This window comes from Pseudovibrio sp. JE062, from assembly GCF_000156235.1.
Classification (GTDB): Bacteria; Pseudomonadota; Alphaproteobacteria; order Rhizobiales; family Stappiaceae; genus Pseudovibrio.
In genome coordinates this window covers 20996-37399 of the sequence record NZ_DS996820.1, presented here as the reverse complement: position 1 = coordinate 37399, position 16404 = coordinate 20996, and the positions used below count along the sequence as shown (strand labels likewise).

Genomic DNA, 16404 nt, shown 5'->3' with positions numbered 1-16404 from the left:
GCAAAAGCTTTCGATTTTCGAATGCGATCTAAATCGATTTAACTTAGGTATTCTACGTATATGTACTATGGTGCTGAGTAAAGGCAGGTGAAACACTAGAAGAAATAGAGATAAGAATAATAAAAGAAATAATTATACTAAATTGTGCATCGCAGAATGAAATGCAAAAAGAATATCCGTTGTGACCATGAGTAAATTTCACATTAGTCAAATTATAAATTCGTATTGACATAGGTCAATTTGCTATCTACGCTTTGATTGTCATTGAGGTGGAGGGAATATGACTTTCGGCTTGGCATTATTCATTTGTGTATTCTTAGCAATCCTTGGGATGGTTGTGGTTTCTGAGTTTGCTTCACGTAACAAACCGGCTGATAGCGTAATCGCTGGAATGGATGCGGACATCAGCAAGGAATGACAGTGACATCCAGCCGGATGTGTGGGTTGTAGGTTTCTAAGGACGGAAGGGGGCCTGCAACAACCCGCAATGACAGGCGGCTAGAGCTAGGGTATAGGGGGACTCTAGCTCTGCCGCCTTTTTCATGTCTGCACTCAGAACGGGCGGAAGAACGCGCCAAGCAGTGCAGTGATCAGCACCAGTTCCACGATCAGAGGTGGGATGACCTCTTTCACAAAACCATCAGCCATCAAGCCAACCACACGGCCCACAGCCACAACACCCAGCAAAATCGCAACAGCAACGTAAGCCTGAGGCTGTGCCGTCACATAACCGGTGATCAGCAGCGCCACGCTCGCCAGAAACAGCCCGCCAATGACGGAGCGAATGGTGCTCAGCCCTGCCACGCCAATCGGCTCAAGCGCAAAATTCTTGGTCATGCGGGAAGGGGCAAACATTGAAACGGTGCCCAGGCCAAGCAGCATAAGTGTCGGGGCGCCAACCATAATTTGATATGCGATTTCCATTGTATCTCTCCATTTAAAAGGATTGGGCGTATCTCCGGGGAATGGAAACGGGGTCTCGCAGATACGCATAGTAAGAAGGAATGCAGGCAAGCTGCTTCAGGTCATGAGACCAGTTGGTGGACAGCCTGATTGGCGTTGTCCTGAAAACTGTGATTGCCAAGATCAGCAAAAAGAGTGCTTTGATCGACGAGCTTGCCAACAGCACCTTCGCCAGCACTGGCGTAAAAAACACCGCTCTTGAATTTTGGGTCCAGAATGCCGTCCACGTAGCGCTTCGCGCCATCTTCAACGCCATGCATCATGCCCAATAGAGGCATCAGAAAACCGCCTACGTGTTTGAAGAACAGCCTTTTTAGGAAAGGCATATCGTCGAACCCGTTGGTGCCCGTGGTGCCGCCCGGGCTCATGGTCACAAAGCGAACATGCGGGTGCTGCCGTGCCATGGAGGACATCCAGAGTGCGCCAATAAGCTTCACGCTCGCATAGGCATCCATCGGGTCGCTCTTTTCAGTAAACGTGCGCCCATCCGCCATGGCGCGAAACTCGTCTACGGATGCTTCTTTCAGCGCTGGGCGGGTAACACCCATCTTTGGAATGCCGCGTGCAGCTTCAGAGCCTGCGTAAAGCACTGTGGACGTGATCAGCTGACGCTCCAGCATCTCATCCACCAGCACCACGTGCCCCAGCATGTTCACGGCATAAATGTTGGTCACACCATGTGCGGTCATGCCATTGGGAGACCGGCCTCCCACACCGCCTGCATTCAGGACCAATGCATCGACTGGCGCTGTCATCTGGCTGATCGCGTGACGCACGGAGGCGGGGTCCATTACATCCATGAGGATGATCTCGAAGATCTCGCGCTTAGCCTCTGCTTCAAGAGCTGCTTTGGCAGCCTGAGCTTTGGCCTCATTGCGGCAGGCTAGGTAGATTTTTTCGATGGTGCTGACCTTTGCGAGCTGCCGAGCGGCCTCACGGCCCAACCCTGCATTCGCACCGGTAATTAAAACGGATTTGATCGGAGACATCGCTGCGTTTCCTGCTGTTCATTTGCTCATGCAGAAAATCTAGTCCGGTTGAATTTTGAAGTGTAGATGGGTAAAACTGGACGCTATGTTCCAAATTTGAACCGCCGGAAATGCTCAAAGCCATGCAGGAAAACTATTCATTGAACTGGGATGATCTGAAGTATTTTCTTGCTGTGGCCCGCAGCGGCACCATCCGTGGGGGCGCAACTCTCATCCGCGTCAACCACACAACTCTGGCCCGCAGGTTGGAGGTGCTGGAAGAGCGTGTCGGCAGCCGCCTGTTCGATCGCTCCAAAGCCGGACTGGTGTTGACGGAACTGGGCGAAGCTCTGCTGCCTTATGCCGAGCGTGTGGAAGACGAAATGGCCACCGCCTCCCGCATCATCGTCGGCCGCGATGCCAAGCCTCAAGGCACCATCCACGTGACTATGCCCCACGGTTTGGCTATGACCTCCATCATGGATGATCTGGTGTTGTTTGCTGAGAAGTACCCGGATATCGATCTGAACCTGAACTTTACCAACAACGTGGCCGACCTGACACGGCGCGAAGCTGATGTCGGTTTTCGCATCGCCGACGAAGTCACACAGGATGTGGTGGGCCGCAAGCTGGTGCAGATGTCTCAGGCTGCCTACTGCACACGCGAATACGCCGAGCGGATCAAAGACAACAGCGGAGAAGGTCTGAACTTCATCGGCTGGCATGAGGCGGAAGGGGAAACCACCGCACCATGGATCCTGAACGGCTGCTACCCCAAAGCAAAGCTCAAGCACAGAGTCTCAGAACTGGTGCCGCTCATCTCACTGGCGGCTGCAGGTCTTGGCATGGCCTATCTGGCCTGCAATCTGGGCGACAGACATCCGACACTGATCCGCGCCCCGTTCCAAAAACCAATGCCTTACCGCAGCATCTGGCTTCTCCTCCACCGCGACCTGCGCAACACCGCCCGCGTTCGCCTGTTCGTTGACTTCGTCGCCGAACGCATCACCGCCCGCCGCAACGAGTTCTGGGTCGCCGGTACGAAAACCGACAGCTGATCGCAGAGCACGGGCCTATGCAAGGCCCTCAGAAGTCTCCTATTTCCCACGAATGAACTCATGAAACCTTCTCTTAAAAGCGCGGGATATATTTTACCTTTCAGCTTTACCTATACGTTAATATATGATCCTATGCGGCTATCTGCAGAGTATCTCCGATAGCGACTGATGGTATTCGGATAAAGATACGCAAAAACAAGAGCTAAAGCAGATCAAGTGTTTGAACGTACAGATGAACTGTTTTAGCGATGAGTGTTTATGGCAATGAAGCAACTGGAAGACATGATGGCCGAAAGTGAGCAGCGCGTGGAAACAGTAAAAATTCCAAGTGAAGGCGCCACACTGACTGGCAAAGCCTATTGGCCCAAAGGGGATCCCAAGTCCTCTGTCATCATCCACGGCGCCACCGGCGTGCCGCAACTGTTTTATGCCCGGTTCGCCCGCTGGGTTGCCGAACAAGGCCACCTGTGCCTCACTTATGATTACCGGGATTTCGGCGCATCCAAGCAAACTCACCCGCGCAACTCCTCCGCCACAATGGCGGACTGGGGCCTGCTTGATCAGCAAGCCGCATTTGATGCTCTGCTGAAGCTAGCGGACACACCGCAAAAGCATGTCATCGGCCACTCCCTCGGCGGTTTCATGCTGCCCTTCCATTCCAATCTGGATAAGGTCGACAAGGTCACCACTGTGGCCTGCGGGCAGGTCTACTGGCGTGATCACCACCTGCCATACTTCTTCATGGTCATCCTGTTCTGGTATCTGCTGGGCCCAATCGCAACACGCCTGAAAGGTTACCTGCCCGGCAAGGCCCTCGGCCTTGGGGCGGATGTGCCCGCCGGTGTTTACTGGCAGTGGCGCAAGTGGTGTACGTCTCCCACATTCTATTCCAGCGATATCGGTGGGGTTCTCCCTCAAATGAACCCAAACCCTTACAAAGGCCCGATCAAGATCATCGGTTTCACGGATGATGAAACAGCCCCCAAAGCCTCCATCGATCGCATGGAGCCGCTCTACAAAGACGCGCAGATCATCCGCCAGACCCTCAATCCAGCAGATTTCGAGCTGAAGGAAGTTGGCCATCTGAAAGCCTTCACCAAGCAAAATGAAGCGCTATGGCCGGAAATTCTGGAGGTTTCCTGAGGCCTTTCCGCCCGTTAACAGAGAGCAAATGAAAAACACCAGAGCTGAAGGCAGCACCTAACCGGCCTTTAGCCTCAATCTGCTCTACTGGCGAAAAAGCGGGTAACGCCATGCTTCTTCGTCTGATCAAAGTTTTGATTGCCCTTTCTTTCGGCGTGTTTGCCGCCATGGTCTGTTTCAATAACTATCAGGATGCCCCTGCAAATCTGGCATATATTGAAACCGTCATTTCCATGGTGGACACCTTCCCCACCAGTCCCAAATTCCGTGCTGTCTTCTCATTGGAAACAGCCCCCACGTTCCTAATCATCATCCTGGCAATTGAAGGCTTCATTGCTTTCCTTCTGATCCTCGGCAGTCTGCGCATGCTTGCCAACATCCATAAGCCAGCCGCCGCATTCAATCGCTCCAAATCCGTTGTTTCCTTTGGCTTTTGCGTCGCGATCCTGCTGTGGTTCGTGGTCTTCGTTGTTGGCGCAGGAGAGTGGTTCCTGGCCTGGCAATCGCCAATAGGGCGCGGGGCAATCGAGACTTCCTACAACATCAGTATCATCGCATTCCTCGGCCTCATTTTCGTAAATCAGAGGGACGAAGAGGCCGGTTAGGACCCGCTAAAATACCCCTCAGATTCACCCTATGAGATGTAGCCTGAGACTATCCAGCTGAGGCAATTGAAGGACTGCTTTTACCTAGGAATTGTTTCACATTTGAAACACAGAGCACTTGTGTTGACGGGGAACAGACATGGATACCAGCTTCGGGAGGAATGTATTTTCAGGTCAACCAGCCGCTTCCAACCGGAAGCCGCACGGGTCCATTCCCGCTCGCTTTCTGGACAATGACTACTTGATCGGTCTCGGCCTTGCCCTTCAGAAGAAGAGGGGAGACGAGTACCTGACAGGCAGCGGCAACACCGTACAACGTAAAATCGGCAACCAACCGCAACGGGTCACACTCCAATACACCAACCGCTCGTTCTACTTCTCTTCCATCTGCGATGGCGTCATCCATGTGTTCGATTACCTGCCTCAGGATGAACGCATGGCGCACTTCAACGAGTATGCCCACGTCGGCAAGCGCTTCGCCACCATCAAGAAACCACAGATCTGCGAAGTGCACCGCATCATTGATGAAACCAACGCCACAAACGCCATCGACCTGCTGCTGGCGGATTGCCCCGGCAATCTGACAATGCTGCACCCGCTGAAAACCAATAAGTGGTTCAACAAGGACCGCATAGAATGGTACGCCCGCCAGGGAGGCCGCCACTACCGCATCCACACCTCAAACACCGGCGCAGCCCTGCATCAATGGGCCGACAACCAAATCCTCCTGCGCCTCACACCAGAGCAAATAACCCTCCACTCACAAATCCGCTTGCACCGCAAAGATGAAGAGAACTAACTTTTCGCAGTCTTCTCTTAAAGATACCCTATAAGAATTGACCCCGGTAAAGACCGGAGCTGTTTTGCGAAAGAAACTGGAGAGACTTTTTGAGCGGATTTATTATTTTTGCGATCATCGTAGTTGTTTTTGTGTTGTTGGGAAGAGGTGGAGATGCCAGTAATGATCCTGGTTACTTTAGCGGTGATAGTGGCGACAGCGGTGGCGGTGATGGTGGCGGAGAGTAGAACCTGAGTAAGCAAATGCTCCCTGTTATCGTGACCTCTTACAACTGAAAGGTCTCCCTTGCACTACCTGCTTTGGCTCATTCCAATCAGTATCGTCGCTGCCGTGATTTACGATGTTCGTCGTGGCCGTAGAACTCGCAAACCGTTGTCCTACCATTCTCCTCATCGCGAAGAGCCAAACAATCTGGGAGATGTTCATGGTGAGGAACTTTCCCGTCGACACGGCAACTATCAACGTCGGCAAGTATTGGAGCACAAAGAATGGCTTCGTGAGATGGAAAAGAAGCGTCAGGAAATGGAAGATAAAGAATCAGGTCGCCCGCCAAAAGAAAAGTGGCAATAATCATGTAATCAGTATATTAGGCTTCCAAAATATGCTTGATTGAAGCGCAATTTACCCCAAATGGGGAGTGTTTAACGATAAACTGACTAGTAATTCTCAATTTCATGCCGCAGTTCTATCGTTAAAAACTGTAGCTGCCTGAGCTGCATGCTACGCAAAACCACTATTCAATTTTTGAGAGTGGTTATTATGACAATCAAATCGATCCTCTGTTTTTCTGTTGTGACACTGCTGGCACTGCCAGCCTCTGCAGGTGATTTTCTGCAAGGCACTTATGTCGGGTTTGCCGGTGGTCTGGTGTCAAATGCAAAGGAAGACGTGAGTGCTCCTGGGCTAAAGTCATCCCTTGAGAGAAAGCTTGGCTTTAACGCCAGCCTGAATGCAGGCAAACGCCTGAATGAGTACCTCAGAGTCCAGGCTGATATCGGTTATCTACGCTCTGGCTTTGATAAAATCGACGGTGAGAAAGTTAAGAAGGGTAGCTTTTCTGCAGTCCACGCTTCCGCATCCGTTTACTTTGACTATAGCCTCACTGAGAGCTTTACACCGTTTATCGGAATTGGCGCAGGCTTGGCGTCATTCGATATGGGCAAAGTAACCATTGATAATGCGCATTGGGGTTATCCATCGGAGACCTACGAGGTTCAGGAGAGCGTAACGCCGTTTTTGAAGCTGAATGCAGGGGCTGCCTACAAGTTGACGGATAATCTGTCAGTGGTCGGTGAATACAACTTCATGCAGTCAGCTGACTTTGAGTTTAGTGCAAAAAATGCACCCGCTGGAAGTCCAGATATTACAACCAGTTTCCAAAGCCACATCGCTCAGGTTGGCTTGCGTTACAACTTCTGAGTTTGGCTTGGGAGAACAAAAAAAGGGAGCTCCATAGCTCCCTTTAAAACCTGCAATGAGTAACGGGTAAAGCCCCTCAGGACTTCTTCACGAACTCGGTCAGAATAACAATGCGCTGATCGTTGACGCGGCCTTCAATATGAGCGGCGTTGTCTGGAACAAGGGCGATATTGCGAACGGCTGTGCCGCGCTTGGCTGTAAAGCCTGCACCTTTAACCTTCAGGTCTTTGATGAGGGTGACTGTATCGCCAGCTGAAAGCACTGCACCGTGTGTGTCCTTGTGCACGACAGCGTCTTCATCATCTGCAGCTTCCTGCCCGGATTGTGCCCATTCCAGTGTCTCTTCATCCAGATACAAAGTATCCAGCAGATCACGTGCCCAGGCTTCACCGGAAAGCTTGTTCAACAGACGCCATGCAGTCACCTGAACAGCAGGCTCTGTGCTCCAGGCGCTTTCGTTCAGGCAGCGCCAATGGTTGACATCTAGCTCCGCAGTACCGCCCATTTGTGCGGAGCAAGTGCTGCAGACCAAAATGGATTTCTCAGCGCTGTCATCGCTTTCTGGGCCAACTGCAACAGCAGCAAGATCCTCTGTCGCACCGCAAAGCTCGCATTTGTTATCCGCGCGGCTGCGCAGGTCATTCTCAAGTGACATGGCTATCTGCCTTTAGATCTCTTTATTGACGAAAAAGGCGACCAGAGGCCGCCTTTGAATTCTTTGATTGGTAAGAAAGGCTTGCCCGCTCGCCGCAGCTAAAGCTGCTTACACTAGCGTGCCTTCGAAACTCGCAATGATTCACTGGATCATTGCGCCGGGCCTATTGGCCCGAGCGTTTCTCAGTCATCCATCTTCAGCGCCTGAATGAACGCTTCCTGAGGGATTTCCACCTTACCGAACTGGCGCATCTTCTTCTTACCCGCCTTCTGCTTATCCAGCAGCTTACGTTTACGAGAAGCATCACCGCCATAACATTTCGCGGTCACGTCCTTACGTAGAGCAGAGAGAGTCTCACGCGCAATCACACGTCCACCAATGGCAGCCTGAATCGGAATTTTGAACATGTGGCGTGGGATCAGCTCTTTCAGAACCTCACACATGGCACGGCCACGACGTTCCGCCTGCGAACGGTGCACCAGCACGGACAGCGCGTCCACGGGCTCCTCGTTCACAAGAATAGACATCTTCACCAGATCACCTGCGCGATATTCGCTGATGGTGTAGTCGAAGCTGGCATAGCCCTTGGAGATGGACTTCAGGCGGTCATAGAAGTCGAAGACCACTTCGTTGAGCGGCAGGTCATAGGTGACCATAGCACGCGAACCAACATAAGACAGATCAACCTGAATACCGCGGCGATCCTGACACAGTTTCAGGATTGGGCCCAGATACTCATCAGGGGTCATGATGTTCGCGCGGATCCAAGGCTCACGGATCTCTTTGATCTTCACAACATCCGGCATGTCTGCTGGGTTGTGCATCTCAAACTGAGAGCCGTCCGTCATCTCCATCTCATAAACAACAGATGGAGCTGTCGCGATGAGCTCCAGATTGAATTCACGGGACAGACGTTCCTGAATGATCTCAAGGTGCAGCAGGCCGAGGAAGCCACAGCGGAAACCAAAACCAAGCGCTGCCGATGTCTCCATCTCATAAGAGAAAGACGCATCATTCAGACGCAGCTTGCCCATGGCAGAACGCAGATCTTCAAAGTCGTTTGCATCAACCGGGAAGAGGCCACAGAACACAACTGGCTGTGCTGGCTTAAAGCCCGGCAGCGCTTCGGTGCAGCCCTTCTTGTCATGAGTGATGGTGTCACCCACACGGGTATCAGCAACTTCCTTAATAGAAGCCGTCAGAACGCCAATTTCGCCCGGTCCAAGACGGTCCGTTGCCACAAATGCTGGTGTCATCACACCAACACGGTCAACCGGATAAACAGCGCCAGTACCCATCATCTTGATGGTGTCGCCCTTTTTCAGCTCACCATCAATGATACGAACCAGAACCATCACACCCAGATAGGTGTCATACCAGCTGTCCACCAGCATGGCTTTAAGCGGGCCATCCGGGTTGCCAACAGGGGCAGGAAGTTGTTTGACGATCGCTTCCAAAACATCAGGAATACCAAGTCCGGTCTTCGCTGAAATCATCACAGACTCGGAAGTGTCAAGGCCGATCACATCTTCGATCTGCTCTTTGATGCGGTCTGGCTCTGCAGCAGGCAGATCAACCTTGTTGAGCACGGTCACGATGTCGTGGTCGTTGTCAATTGCCTGATAGACGTTCGCAAGCGTCTGCGCTTCCACACCTTGGGAGGCATCAACCACCAACAGGGAGCCTTCCACCGCAGCGAGGGAGCGAGAAACTTCATAGGCAAAGTCCACGTGACCTGGGGTGTCGATCAGGTTCAGCGTGTACTCTTCACCGTCCTCCGCCTTGTAGATCAGGCGAACGGTTTGAGCCTTGATGGTAATGCCGCGTTCCTTCTCGATATCCATGGAATCGAGAACCTGCTCCGTCATCTCACGCTCAGTGAGAGTGCCGGTAGACTGGATGAGGCGATCGGCCAGGGTGGACTTACCGTGGTCGATGTGCGCGACAATCGAGAAATTGCGAATATTGGACAAAGTTTTGGTCGTCATGGGCGCTCAATTACCACTGCTTTGCTCTATGGCAAAGCACATAATAAGCGCCCACGCGCTTTTTTCCTGTTTTCCAGCCAATAAAGTGAATAGCAATCCGCCAGATCTCAGATTTTTGCAGCAATCCGGCTAGAAATGATACTCAAATCCAAGTCCAAACAAATGCGCCGTCATGTCTGTTGAGGCCCTGCCAGAGCTGGAAATATTATCTGTCGTGCTAAGTGAAAAGTCGGCGGTCTGAAAGAACCCATATTCGAGAGTAGCGCCAAGCTTTGCATTGATTGCAATGGTCACGCCACCACGGGCCAATAACGCACCCACAACACCCTGATTGCCTTTGATGGTGAAGGGAGATCCATCAATTTGTCCTGTAATTTCCCCAATAACTGGAAAGGCTGGACCGATACTGATTCCGGCAAATGGGATTACCTTCTTTGTGAGCGGTGAAAGAGGTGCAGAAAGCACAACACCAGCCAACACATAAGCCGCTGCTACCGATCCACTCCCATCTGTCACACCAGATAAGCTCGAGACGTTGTTACTTATGTAGCCTGTATCGAGTTGGAGTTTTACAAAGTCACCCGCGGTGACGCCGCCAAAAGCAGCTGCATTCCAACCGATGTTGTAGTCGATAAAGTTGGTTCGCCCAGTTCCAGGCGAGTAGAAGTCACCAGCTGGTGCATACGAGACAAATCCCTTTGCCCCCGCATACGGCTTGAGTGGAAACATGCCCATCGCAGCTTTTTCGGCAGCTTCTTTTGCGGCCGCTTGCGCAGCCTCAGCTAAATCCGCAGCAAACGAACGGGCAGAGAGTGCTCCTGTCGCCAATAACGCAGAAACTAACATGATTACAGTAGAGGAAAGCTTTCCCATTGCGCACTATCTCCTGAAGTCCTGACGGCAGATTCGCGCAAATAGACAAGTCTTACCAAGTAATTAATGGTGTAATTCACAGAACATGTAAAATATAGGTATGAATTACAATGATATAACTTGTTTTAGGTTTGTATTATTTGAAATTATTATCAGTAGTCTTGCAATATAAAAGAAGGCGACAACCTGCCGCCTCTGTCAACCATGAAAACTATTGAGCCTCTTACCCAAACAGCCCGCTAAAAATCATAGCGAAGGCCTAGGCCGATCATGTGAGAGCCACATCCTCAATCAGTGGGATACTGTAATAAACTCAAGTATTTGTCTGTTATGCTTTCTTGAGGTCTTTTTTGAATTGTGACAAAGCTAACTCAGCACTTTTCTCTTGAGGAACTTACATGAAACTGCGTCATGCAACCAAATCTGATCTTCCGATACTTCTGGAAATTCACAATGATGCCGTCAAAACACTGGCAGCGATTTGGACGGATACCCTGGAGACGCTGGAAGATCGAGAGAGTTGGTTTGAAAAGCGGATCGCAGGCGGGTTTCCGATCATTGTAGCCGAAGATGAGAATGGAGATGTACTCGGCTATGGCAGTTACGGGCCTTTCCGAGAAAAATCTGGTTACAATAAGACAGTGGAGCATTCTGTCTACGTAACACCGCAATCACGCGGCAGAGGTGCTGGCTCCGTTTTGTTGGAAAAGCTGATCGATCTGGCAAAACAGGATGATCGCCATGTCCTTATTGGCGCAATCGACAGTGAAAACAAAGGCTCAATCCGCCTCCACGAACGCATTGGCTTCAAGATCACCGGAGAACTCCCACAAGTCGGCTTCAAATTCGGCCGCTGGCTAGACCTCACCTTGATGACCCTCATCTTAAACGAAGATAAAGCCCCAGCAGCTTATGCGTGCGACTAAGGAAAGGGAGCAACATCGCTCCCTTTAACTTACATCAACCTAACTAGTCTGGGGCAAAAAGAGCTCAAGGCCAAGTAAAGTAGAAAGCAAGATTCTTAGCAACTTTAACGTAGTATGCGTTATGACCCGTTTCTTTATCAATGGTTCGCCCTTCTGCATTCCTATAGGTTAGATCTGCAAAAAGCTCGTCGGCACTTGAGTACTTGCCGACATGATTGATCGAAGATAGCCCCACAACATACTCACCATCGGGATTGAGATACACGATGTAGTTAGACTCGGTTTCAAAACCCCGATCTGCCATGTCTTCCATCATAAGCGTGCCATCACGCATCGCTTGTTGAATCTCAATTGCCATCTTGTCACCGCTTTTCGCGCTGGCATAAATGGCACTCATCACATTTTGGAGTACAGCTGTGCTGTTCGGATCGGTCCACTCTTTTGAAACGTCAAAGAATTTTTGAATGGCTTTAGCCTGGCGGTCTTGTTGAGAAAGATAAGACTGAATAACATTATCCATCGCATCAAGATCAAGCCCGACAAGAACTTCAAATATTTTGCTAATGGCTTTCTTTGCTGGATCATTACTGCTTTCTGCAGCAGATTTTGCATCATGACTTGCTCTGCGCAGTTCATTATCAGGTGTGAAACGAACAATATCTTCAAGTAATCCGATAGCCACTTCATTTTGGGTCATGATAGGGGCAGGATCATTGTTACCAGCAAAATTGGTGAATGAAAAAGAAAGGCGAACGCCACTAGCTTCCATAATAACAGCCTCTACAGAATAAAGAAATTTGCTATTGAGGTCAGCACATACACTGAACCAGCAGACATCATATCTGTAGGTAGCAAAATATAACGCTTACATGCGCTGGTTGATTATTATTTATCTTGCGTTATGGAGTCAAATACTTGTTTTTATTGCGTTTTAATACAATTTTACATATATCTATTTGTTGTGTTTAGTAATGCGCATTTCATCTCTTGCATAGTCAGAAGAGCAACAACACCCCAAACTCACTCCGTCCGCAGTACAGTCGCGCAGCTGTTTGGTAGGTCTGCTACGGAAAGCGGTGGTTTTGGTTTGCGTGGCTTTGGTTTTTCGCCTGGTTTTGGTTTTTCGCCTGGTTTTGGCTTTTTGGGCACCCACGGCTCGTCGGAGAGCCAGTAGGTGAGTTCTTTGCCACAGCCATCGCCAGCAGGTGGGACTGCTTGGTTCTTGCATTGTGTGCTGTCGGCAGGGCAGGCCATGCGGACGTGGAAGTGGTAGTGGTGACCCCACCAGGGGCGAACTTTACGCAGCCAGTCGCGATCGCCAGTCTCAAAGTCACACAGTGCTTTTTTGATGGTGGGGTTCACGAAGATACGGGCAACACCGTTATCCTGCGCGGCACGGCGGATCAGCTTGGCGTGTGCATCAGTCCAGCGATTTGGATTCACCTTTCGGTCTGCGCCCGGCTTGCTGAGGTTGCCATTCAGCATGGAAATCGCGCTCTCAGTCTCACGCTGTTTGGTGCTGAAACGATAGTCCGGCATCTGTCGCAGCCAGATGTCCGCATCCAGACCGATCTGGTGAGAGGCATGCCCCGTCAACATCGGCCCGCCACGTGGCTGAGAAAGATCACCCACCAGCAAACCGTTCCATCCCAGTGAAGGTGCATCTGCAGCCAGCCGCTTCAGGAAATCGATGAGAACCGGGTGCCCCCAGTTGCGGTTGCGGGAAAGGCGCATGACTTGCCAGTTCTCGCCATCATAAGGAATGGCAATAGCGCCTGCCACGCAGCCTCTTGCATAGCTGCCAAAGGAGAGCGGATGCGTTTTTGCAGGCGTTTTTTTGTGCCCGAAGTGATACTTGGCAGCGCCCGGAAACTCCGGCAGCTTGCCTAAGGCCTCTTTGTAATCTTCAACGGAAATCTGGGGTTTCGTGTCAGGAAGAGGCACAGCCTGCGCACCAGCAGCAAACAGGCTTGCGACGATGCTGCCTGTGATTATGGCTGCAGTGCGCTGATAACCTTTCAACCCCAACATGATCCCTCCGATGTGATCACGCCTTTAACGTGAATCACTTTAACTTATCATTCCGGAAGTTGTAGCAGGGGCAGAAGGATTGTGAAGCCTAAAAGCCGGGGCCGTCCTGCCTTTCTTCCATAATGTCTGCCAGTTTGTCCAACTCGGTATCGTGGGATGAAAGCAGATCATCCGCAATGCGGTTCAGCTGAAGCACTTCACCAGGGCGAACGCTGTAAATGTCGCTGCCAAAGTGCGGCAGGTCCGCGTTCAGGCGAATGTATTCCACGCCCGGCATGTCCTTGAACAACACGTCCGCATACTGTCCGGTGGATGCTGTTTGGCCGTGCATATAGCTGGAAAGCAAGGGCGTGCCTTCTTCAGGTGATAGCCAGCCGCTGGTGCCCCAGTTCACCGCTTGAGTGAAGCTGTGTTTCTCTTCCACCGGATTGCCGGTGCCAAGGGAGAGGATGATAATGTCTTTCGGATTCCAGCCATGGCGCCGTGCTTCAGCATAGGCCGCAAGCACCGGATCATTCAGGAAGCCAGCCGCATCAATCATGATTTCCTCATCACCTGTTGTCAGGTTTTCAACCCGGGCAGGTTCAAACCAGGAAGGGGAGGAAGTTGTCGCGCGCACGGCCTGCCAAAAGTAATAGTCATCCCGTCCAGTGGTGTTGTTGCTCATGGAAACAACACGGCGGTTCTTCAGATCATAAGCAGTGAGCAAGATAGCAGTCAGACTGCAGGAAAGGGCACTCCAACCGATATGCTGTTTGATCGCCTGCTCAATCGGGCGTTCCTGAATGCCTTTGTTGAACTGCCCAAACGCGCTGTAAAGGCGCCGTGGCAGCCAATGGCGACGGTTGTTGACGTAAAGCTCTCGAGCTTCAACTTCAAAAAACTCCTGCAAGTCACCTAGGCTCATGGCAGGTTGGCCGGGTTTGTCGCGATCAGGATTTGGAGCTGTTAGACCAGCTGCAATCAGGCCACCGCTGGAAGTGCCACAGATCAAGTCAAAGTATTTGCAAAGAGGTGCAGACTTGCCGCGCTCATACAACTTGGTTTCAAGCCCGCGAAGCAAGCGGATTGGAATAAGGCCGCGTGCTCCACCACCATCAATGGATAGAATAATGCGTTTTCTTCTTTTCATAGACAAACCCGATACAGTGATCTTGTGTTTTAATTTGCTCTTATACGTATCGAGTTTGTCCAAAAATGAGGTGAAGAGATGGCACCTCTCAGGGCAGAAACCCAAGCACTTGCGATTGCAGTGAATTAAGGGTTAAGCCGCCTCGCTCTCTCGGGTGAGTGCAGCAGCCACCTTCGCAATTCTGCCACCAAGTGCCTTGGCGGTATCTTTGTCTGCCTGTGGTGGAACCACCTCAGGACCTTCATCAGCATTGGCTTGTGCCATCACACCCAATGTGCTGCCAAGGCGATTGAGATCTTCTTCAGATCCTTTACTGCTATTGTTGCCCGGCATCAGATCCAACCCGACCCAGATCATACCATGCTGTGCAGCAAACACACTCAGCTGTGTCAGTGTTCCCAGTTTATCGCCACTGCGAGAGGCTGAAACCGTAAAAGCACCGGCGATTTTGTCCACCCAGCCACGTTCCATCCAAACCTTGGAGGATGCATCCATAAAGGCCTTAAACGGTGCGCTCGCGCTGCCCATGTAAGTTGGAGAGCCAAAGATAAGGGCATCCGCCGCAGCCAGCTTTTCCCAATTCACGTTCTCGAGCTCAGCAACGGACATCAGCTCCGCATCTGCGCCAGCATCCAGCACACCTCGCAGCACCGCTTCCGCCAAAACCTGCGTGTGGCCATAGCCGCTATGATAGACAACAATCACCTTGCTCATCGTATTTCCTTTTCTGCACTGTAAGATCGACAGAACCGGTTTATTCAGCTACCAAGTATTCGTCTAATGCATGTAGGGTATAGTGGGTATGCGTCAGGTGAATTTGCGTGGAGTGGATCTGAACCTTCTCGTCATTCTGGAGAAGCTTCTGGAAACGAGGCATGTCTCGTTGGCAGCAACACAGCTGCATATGAGCCAACCCGCAGTCAGCCGCGCTCTACAGCGCTTGCGTGATCTGCTAAATGATCCTCTGCTGGTGCGCATCGCCGGAGATTATGAGCTGACGGAAAGAGCTGCCGAAATCCAAAGGCTGCTCCCATCTGTGCTGGCAACCATTCAGGACGTAATCGCAAAACCAGAGTTTGACCCGGCAACGGCGCAAGAGACCATTCGCTTTTCTGGCCCTGAGTTGGAGGTGAACCTCTACGGCCCACCTCTTCTGAAACGGATGAAGCAGGAAGCTCCGGGTATGAAGCTGGAGCTGAAGAGCAATATCCGCAACCAATTTGAGCCGCTGGAAAATGGAGAAGCTCACTTTGTCCTCTCGGGTCAGGAGCCAAGCGCAGCCACAAGTCAGCTCCACCGCATCTCGCTGGGCCGGTTCAGCTACGTCTGCCTGATGAGCAAAGACCATCCGCTTGCAGGCAAACCAATCTCGCTGAATGACTATCTCGCTCAAGACCATATCTCGGTCATGATTACAGGATCAGGGCAAAGCATCATTGATGAGAAGCTGGCCGCAATGGGCCGCAAACGAAACGTCGCTGTAAAAATCGGCAGCTTCTTCGCCGCCATGCACTTCTGCGGACAAACCGACCTACTCTTCCTTGTGCCTTCAATCTTCGACAAGAAAATCTACGAGGGCCACAACACCATAGCCTCACCGGTGCCGGACTTCCTGAAAGACCACCACCAGGAGTTCTTCCTTTACTGGCACGAATGCTACCACCACGACCCCATGATCCAATGGACCCGCACCCTCATGAAAGAAACCACGAGGCAGTATCGGTAGTTGAAGATTGTGTTTTGAGAAGACTTCGGCAAGTTCGCTTAGAAGCTTTGCTTCCCACTCAAATTGACATGCAAAAACAGACCGTTCTATCGTGAAGTTCCATTTGAGCTGCTAGTCA

At 51.3% G+C, this 16404-nt stretch carries 18 protein-coding genes; 9 read left to right on the top strand and 9 right to left on the bottom strand.

Annotated elements, in window-relative coordinates; genetic code table 11:
• Positions 1-552 precede the first annotated feature (552 nt).
• Together PJE062_RS25425 and PJE062_RS25420 are read right to left on the bottom strand one after the other, a co-directional pair.
• The gene (locus tag PJE062_RS25425) at positions 553-924 is read right to left on the bottom strand and encodes a DUF4345 family protein (RefSeq protein WP_008553141.1); all 372 of its coding nucleotides are present in this window, start codon (positions 922-924) and stop codon (positions 553-555) included.
• A 101-nt stretch (positions 925-1025) separates the two neighbouring features.
• A complete protein-coding gene (locus PJE062_RS25420) occupies positions 1026-1952 on the bottom strand; it encodes an SDR family NAD(P)-dependent oxidoreductase (protein ID WP_008553073.1) in 927 nt (308 codons plus the stop codon).
• Positions 1953-2074: 122 nt separating this feature from the next.
• Here PJE062_RS25420 and PJE062_RS25415 point away from each other — a divergent pair, with 122 nt between their 5' ends.
• From PJE062_RS25415 to PJE062_RS25390, 7 genes are all read left to right on the top strand, one after another.
• Entirely contained in the window at positions 2075-2989 is a 915-nt protein-coding gene (locus PJE062_RS25415) for a LysR family transcriptional regulator (RefSeq protein ID WP_037038273.1), read from the top strand.
• Between the two features lie 258 nt (positions 2990-3247).
• Positions 3248-4132 (top strand): alpha/beta fold hydrolase, encoded by an 885-nt coding sequence (locus PJE062_RS25410; protein ID WP_008553061.1) that lies wholly within the window; start codon positions 3248-3250, stop codon positions 4130-4132.
• Between the two features lie 110 nt (positions 4133-4242).
• Positions 4243-4737, top strand: coding sequence for a DUF2165 domain-containing protein (locus PJE062_RS25405; protein ID WP_008553046.1), 495 nt, complete (start codon positions 4243-4245; stop codon positions 4735-4737).
• A gap of 139 nt (positions 4738-4876) precedes the next feature.
• Positions 4877-5536: a hypothetical protein gene (locus PJE062_RS25400; RefSeq protein WP_008553113.1), complete on the top strand. Its 660-nt coding sequence runs from the start codon at positions 4877-4879 to the stop codon at positions 5534-5536.
• Positions 5537-5625: 89 nt separating this feature from the next.
• Positions 5626-5763 (top strand): hypothetical protein, encoded by a 138-nt coding sequence (locus PJE062_RS26445; protein ID WP_008553128.1) that lies wholly within the window; start codon positions 5626-5628, stop codon positions 5761-5763.
• 58 nt (positions 5764-5821) lie between these two features.
• The gene (locus PJE062_RS25395) at positions 5822-6106 is read left to right on the top strand and encodes a hypothetical protein (protein WP_008553112.1); all 285 of its coding nucleotides are present in this window, start codon (positions 5822-5824) and stop codon (positions 6104-6106) included.
• Positions 6107-6295: 189 nt separating this feature from the next.
• A complete protein-coding gene (locus tag PJE062_RS25390) occupies positions 6296-6955 on the top strand; it encodes an outer membrane protein (protein ID WP_008553124.1) in 660 nt (219 codons plus the stop codon).
• A gap of 76 nt (positions 6956-7031) precedes the next feature.
• Here the strand turns inward: PJE062_RS25390 and PJE062_RS25385 are convergent, their stop codons facing one another.
• From PJE062_RS25385 to PJE062_RS25375, 3 genes are all read right to left on the bottom strand, one after another.
• Positions 7032-7610 carry an alkylphosphonate utilization protein gene (locus PJE062_RS25385; RefSeq protein ID WP_008553136.1) on the bottom strand — a complete coding sequence of 193 codons (579 nt, stop codon included), beginning with the start codon at positions 7608-7610 and terminating at the stop codon, positions 7032-7034.
• Positions 7611-7792: 182 nt separating this feature from the next.
• A complete protein-coding gene (gene lepA, locus PJE062_RS25380; RefSeq protein ID WP_008553078.1) occupies positions 7793-9598 on the bottom strand; it encodes a translation elongation factor 4 in 1806 nt (601 codons plus the stop codon).
• 129 nt (positions 9599-9727) lie between these two features.
• Positions 9728-10471, bottom strand: a complete 744-nt coding sequence (locus PJE062_RS25375) for a hypothetical protein (protein WP_008553081.1) — start codon at positions 10469-10471, stop codon at positions 9728-9730.
• A 398-nt stretch (positions 10472-10869) separates the two neighbouring features.
• Between PJE062_RS25375 and PJE062_RS25370 the strand changes: the two genes are divergently transcribed.
• Positions 10870-11397 (top strand): GNAT family N-acetyltransferase, encoded by a 528-nt coding sequence (locus PJE062_RS25370; RefSeq protein ID WP_008553086.1) that lies wholly within the window; start codon positions 10870-10872, stop codon positions 11395-11397.
• A gap of 64 nt (positions 11398-11461) precedes the next feature.
• Here the strand turns inward: PJE062_RS25370 and PJE062_RS25365 are convergent, their stop codons facing one another.
• The 4 genes from PJE062_RS25365 to PJE062_RS25350 all read right to left on the bottom strand — a co-directional run bounded on the left by PJE062_RS25365 (position 11462) and on the right by PJE062_RS25350 (position 15274).
• Positions 11462-12166: a hypothetical protein gene (locus PJE062_RS25365; RefSeq protein ID WP_008553040.1), complete on the bottom strand. Its 705-nt coding sequence runs from the start codon at positions 12164-12166 to the stop codon at positions 11462-11464.
• Positions 12167-12417: 251 nt separating this feature from the next.
• Positions 12418-13428, bottom strand: coding sequence for a penicillin-insensitive murein endopeptidase (gene mepA / locus PJE062_RS25360; RefSeq protein WP_008553030.1), 1011 nt, complete (start codon positions 13426-13428; stop codon positions 12418-12420).
• Positions 13429-13516: 88 nt separating this feature from the next.
• Complete coding sequence (locus PJE062_RS25355; protein ID WP_008553026.1) at positions 13517-14560, bottom strand: patatin-like phospholipase family protein; 1044 nt, start codon at positions 14558-14560, stop codon at positions 13517-13519.
• Positions 14561-14692: 132 nt separating this feature from the next.
• Positions 14693-15274 (bottom strand): flavodoxin family protein, encoded by a 582-nt coding sequence (locus PJE062_RS25350; protein WP_008553099.1) that lies wholly within the window; start codon positions 15272-15274, stop codon positions 14693-14695.
• Between the two features lie 88 nt (positions 15275-15362).
• Between PJE062_RS25350 and PJE062_RS25345 the strand changes: the two genes are divergently transcribed.
• The gene (locus tag PJE062_RS25345) at positions 15363-16286 is read left to right on the top strand and encodes a LysR family transcriptional regulator (protein WP_008553132.1); all 924 of its coding nucleotides are present in this window, start codon (positions 15363-15365) and stop codon (positions 16284-16286) included.
• Positions 16287-16404: the final 118 nt, after the last annotated feature.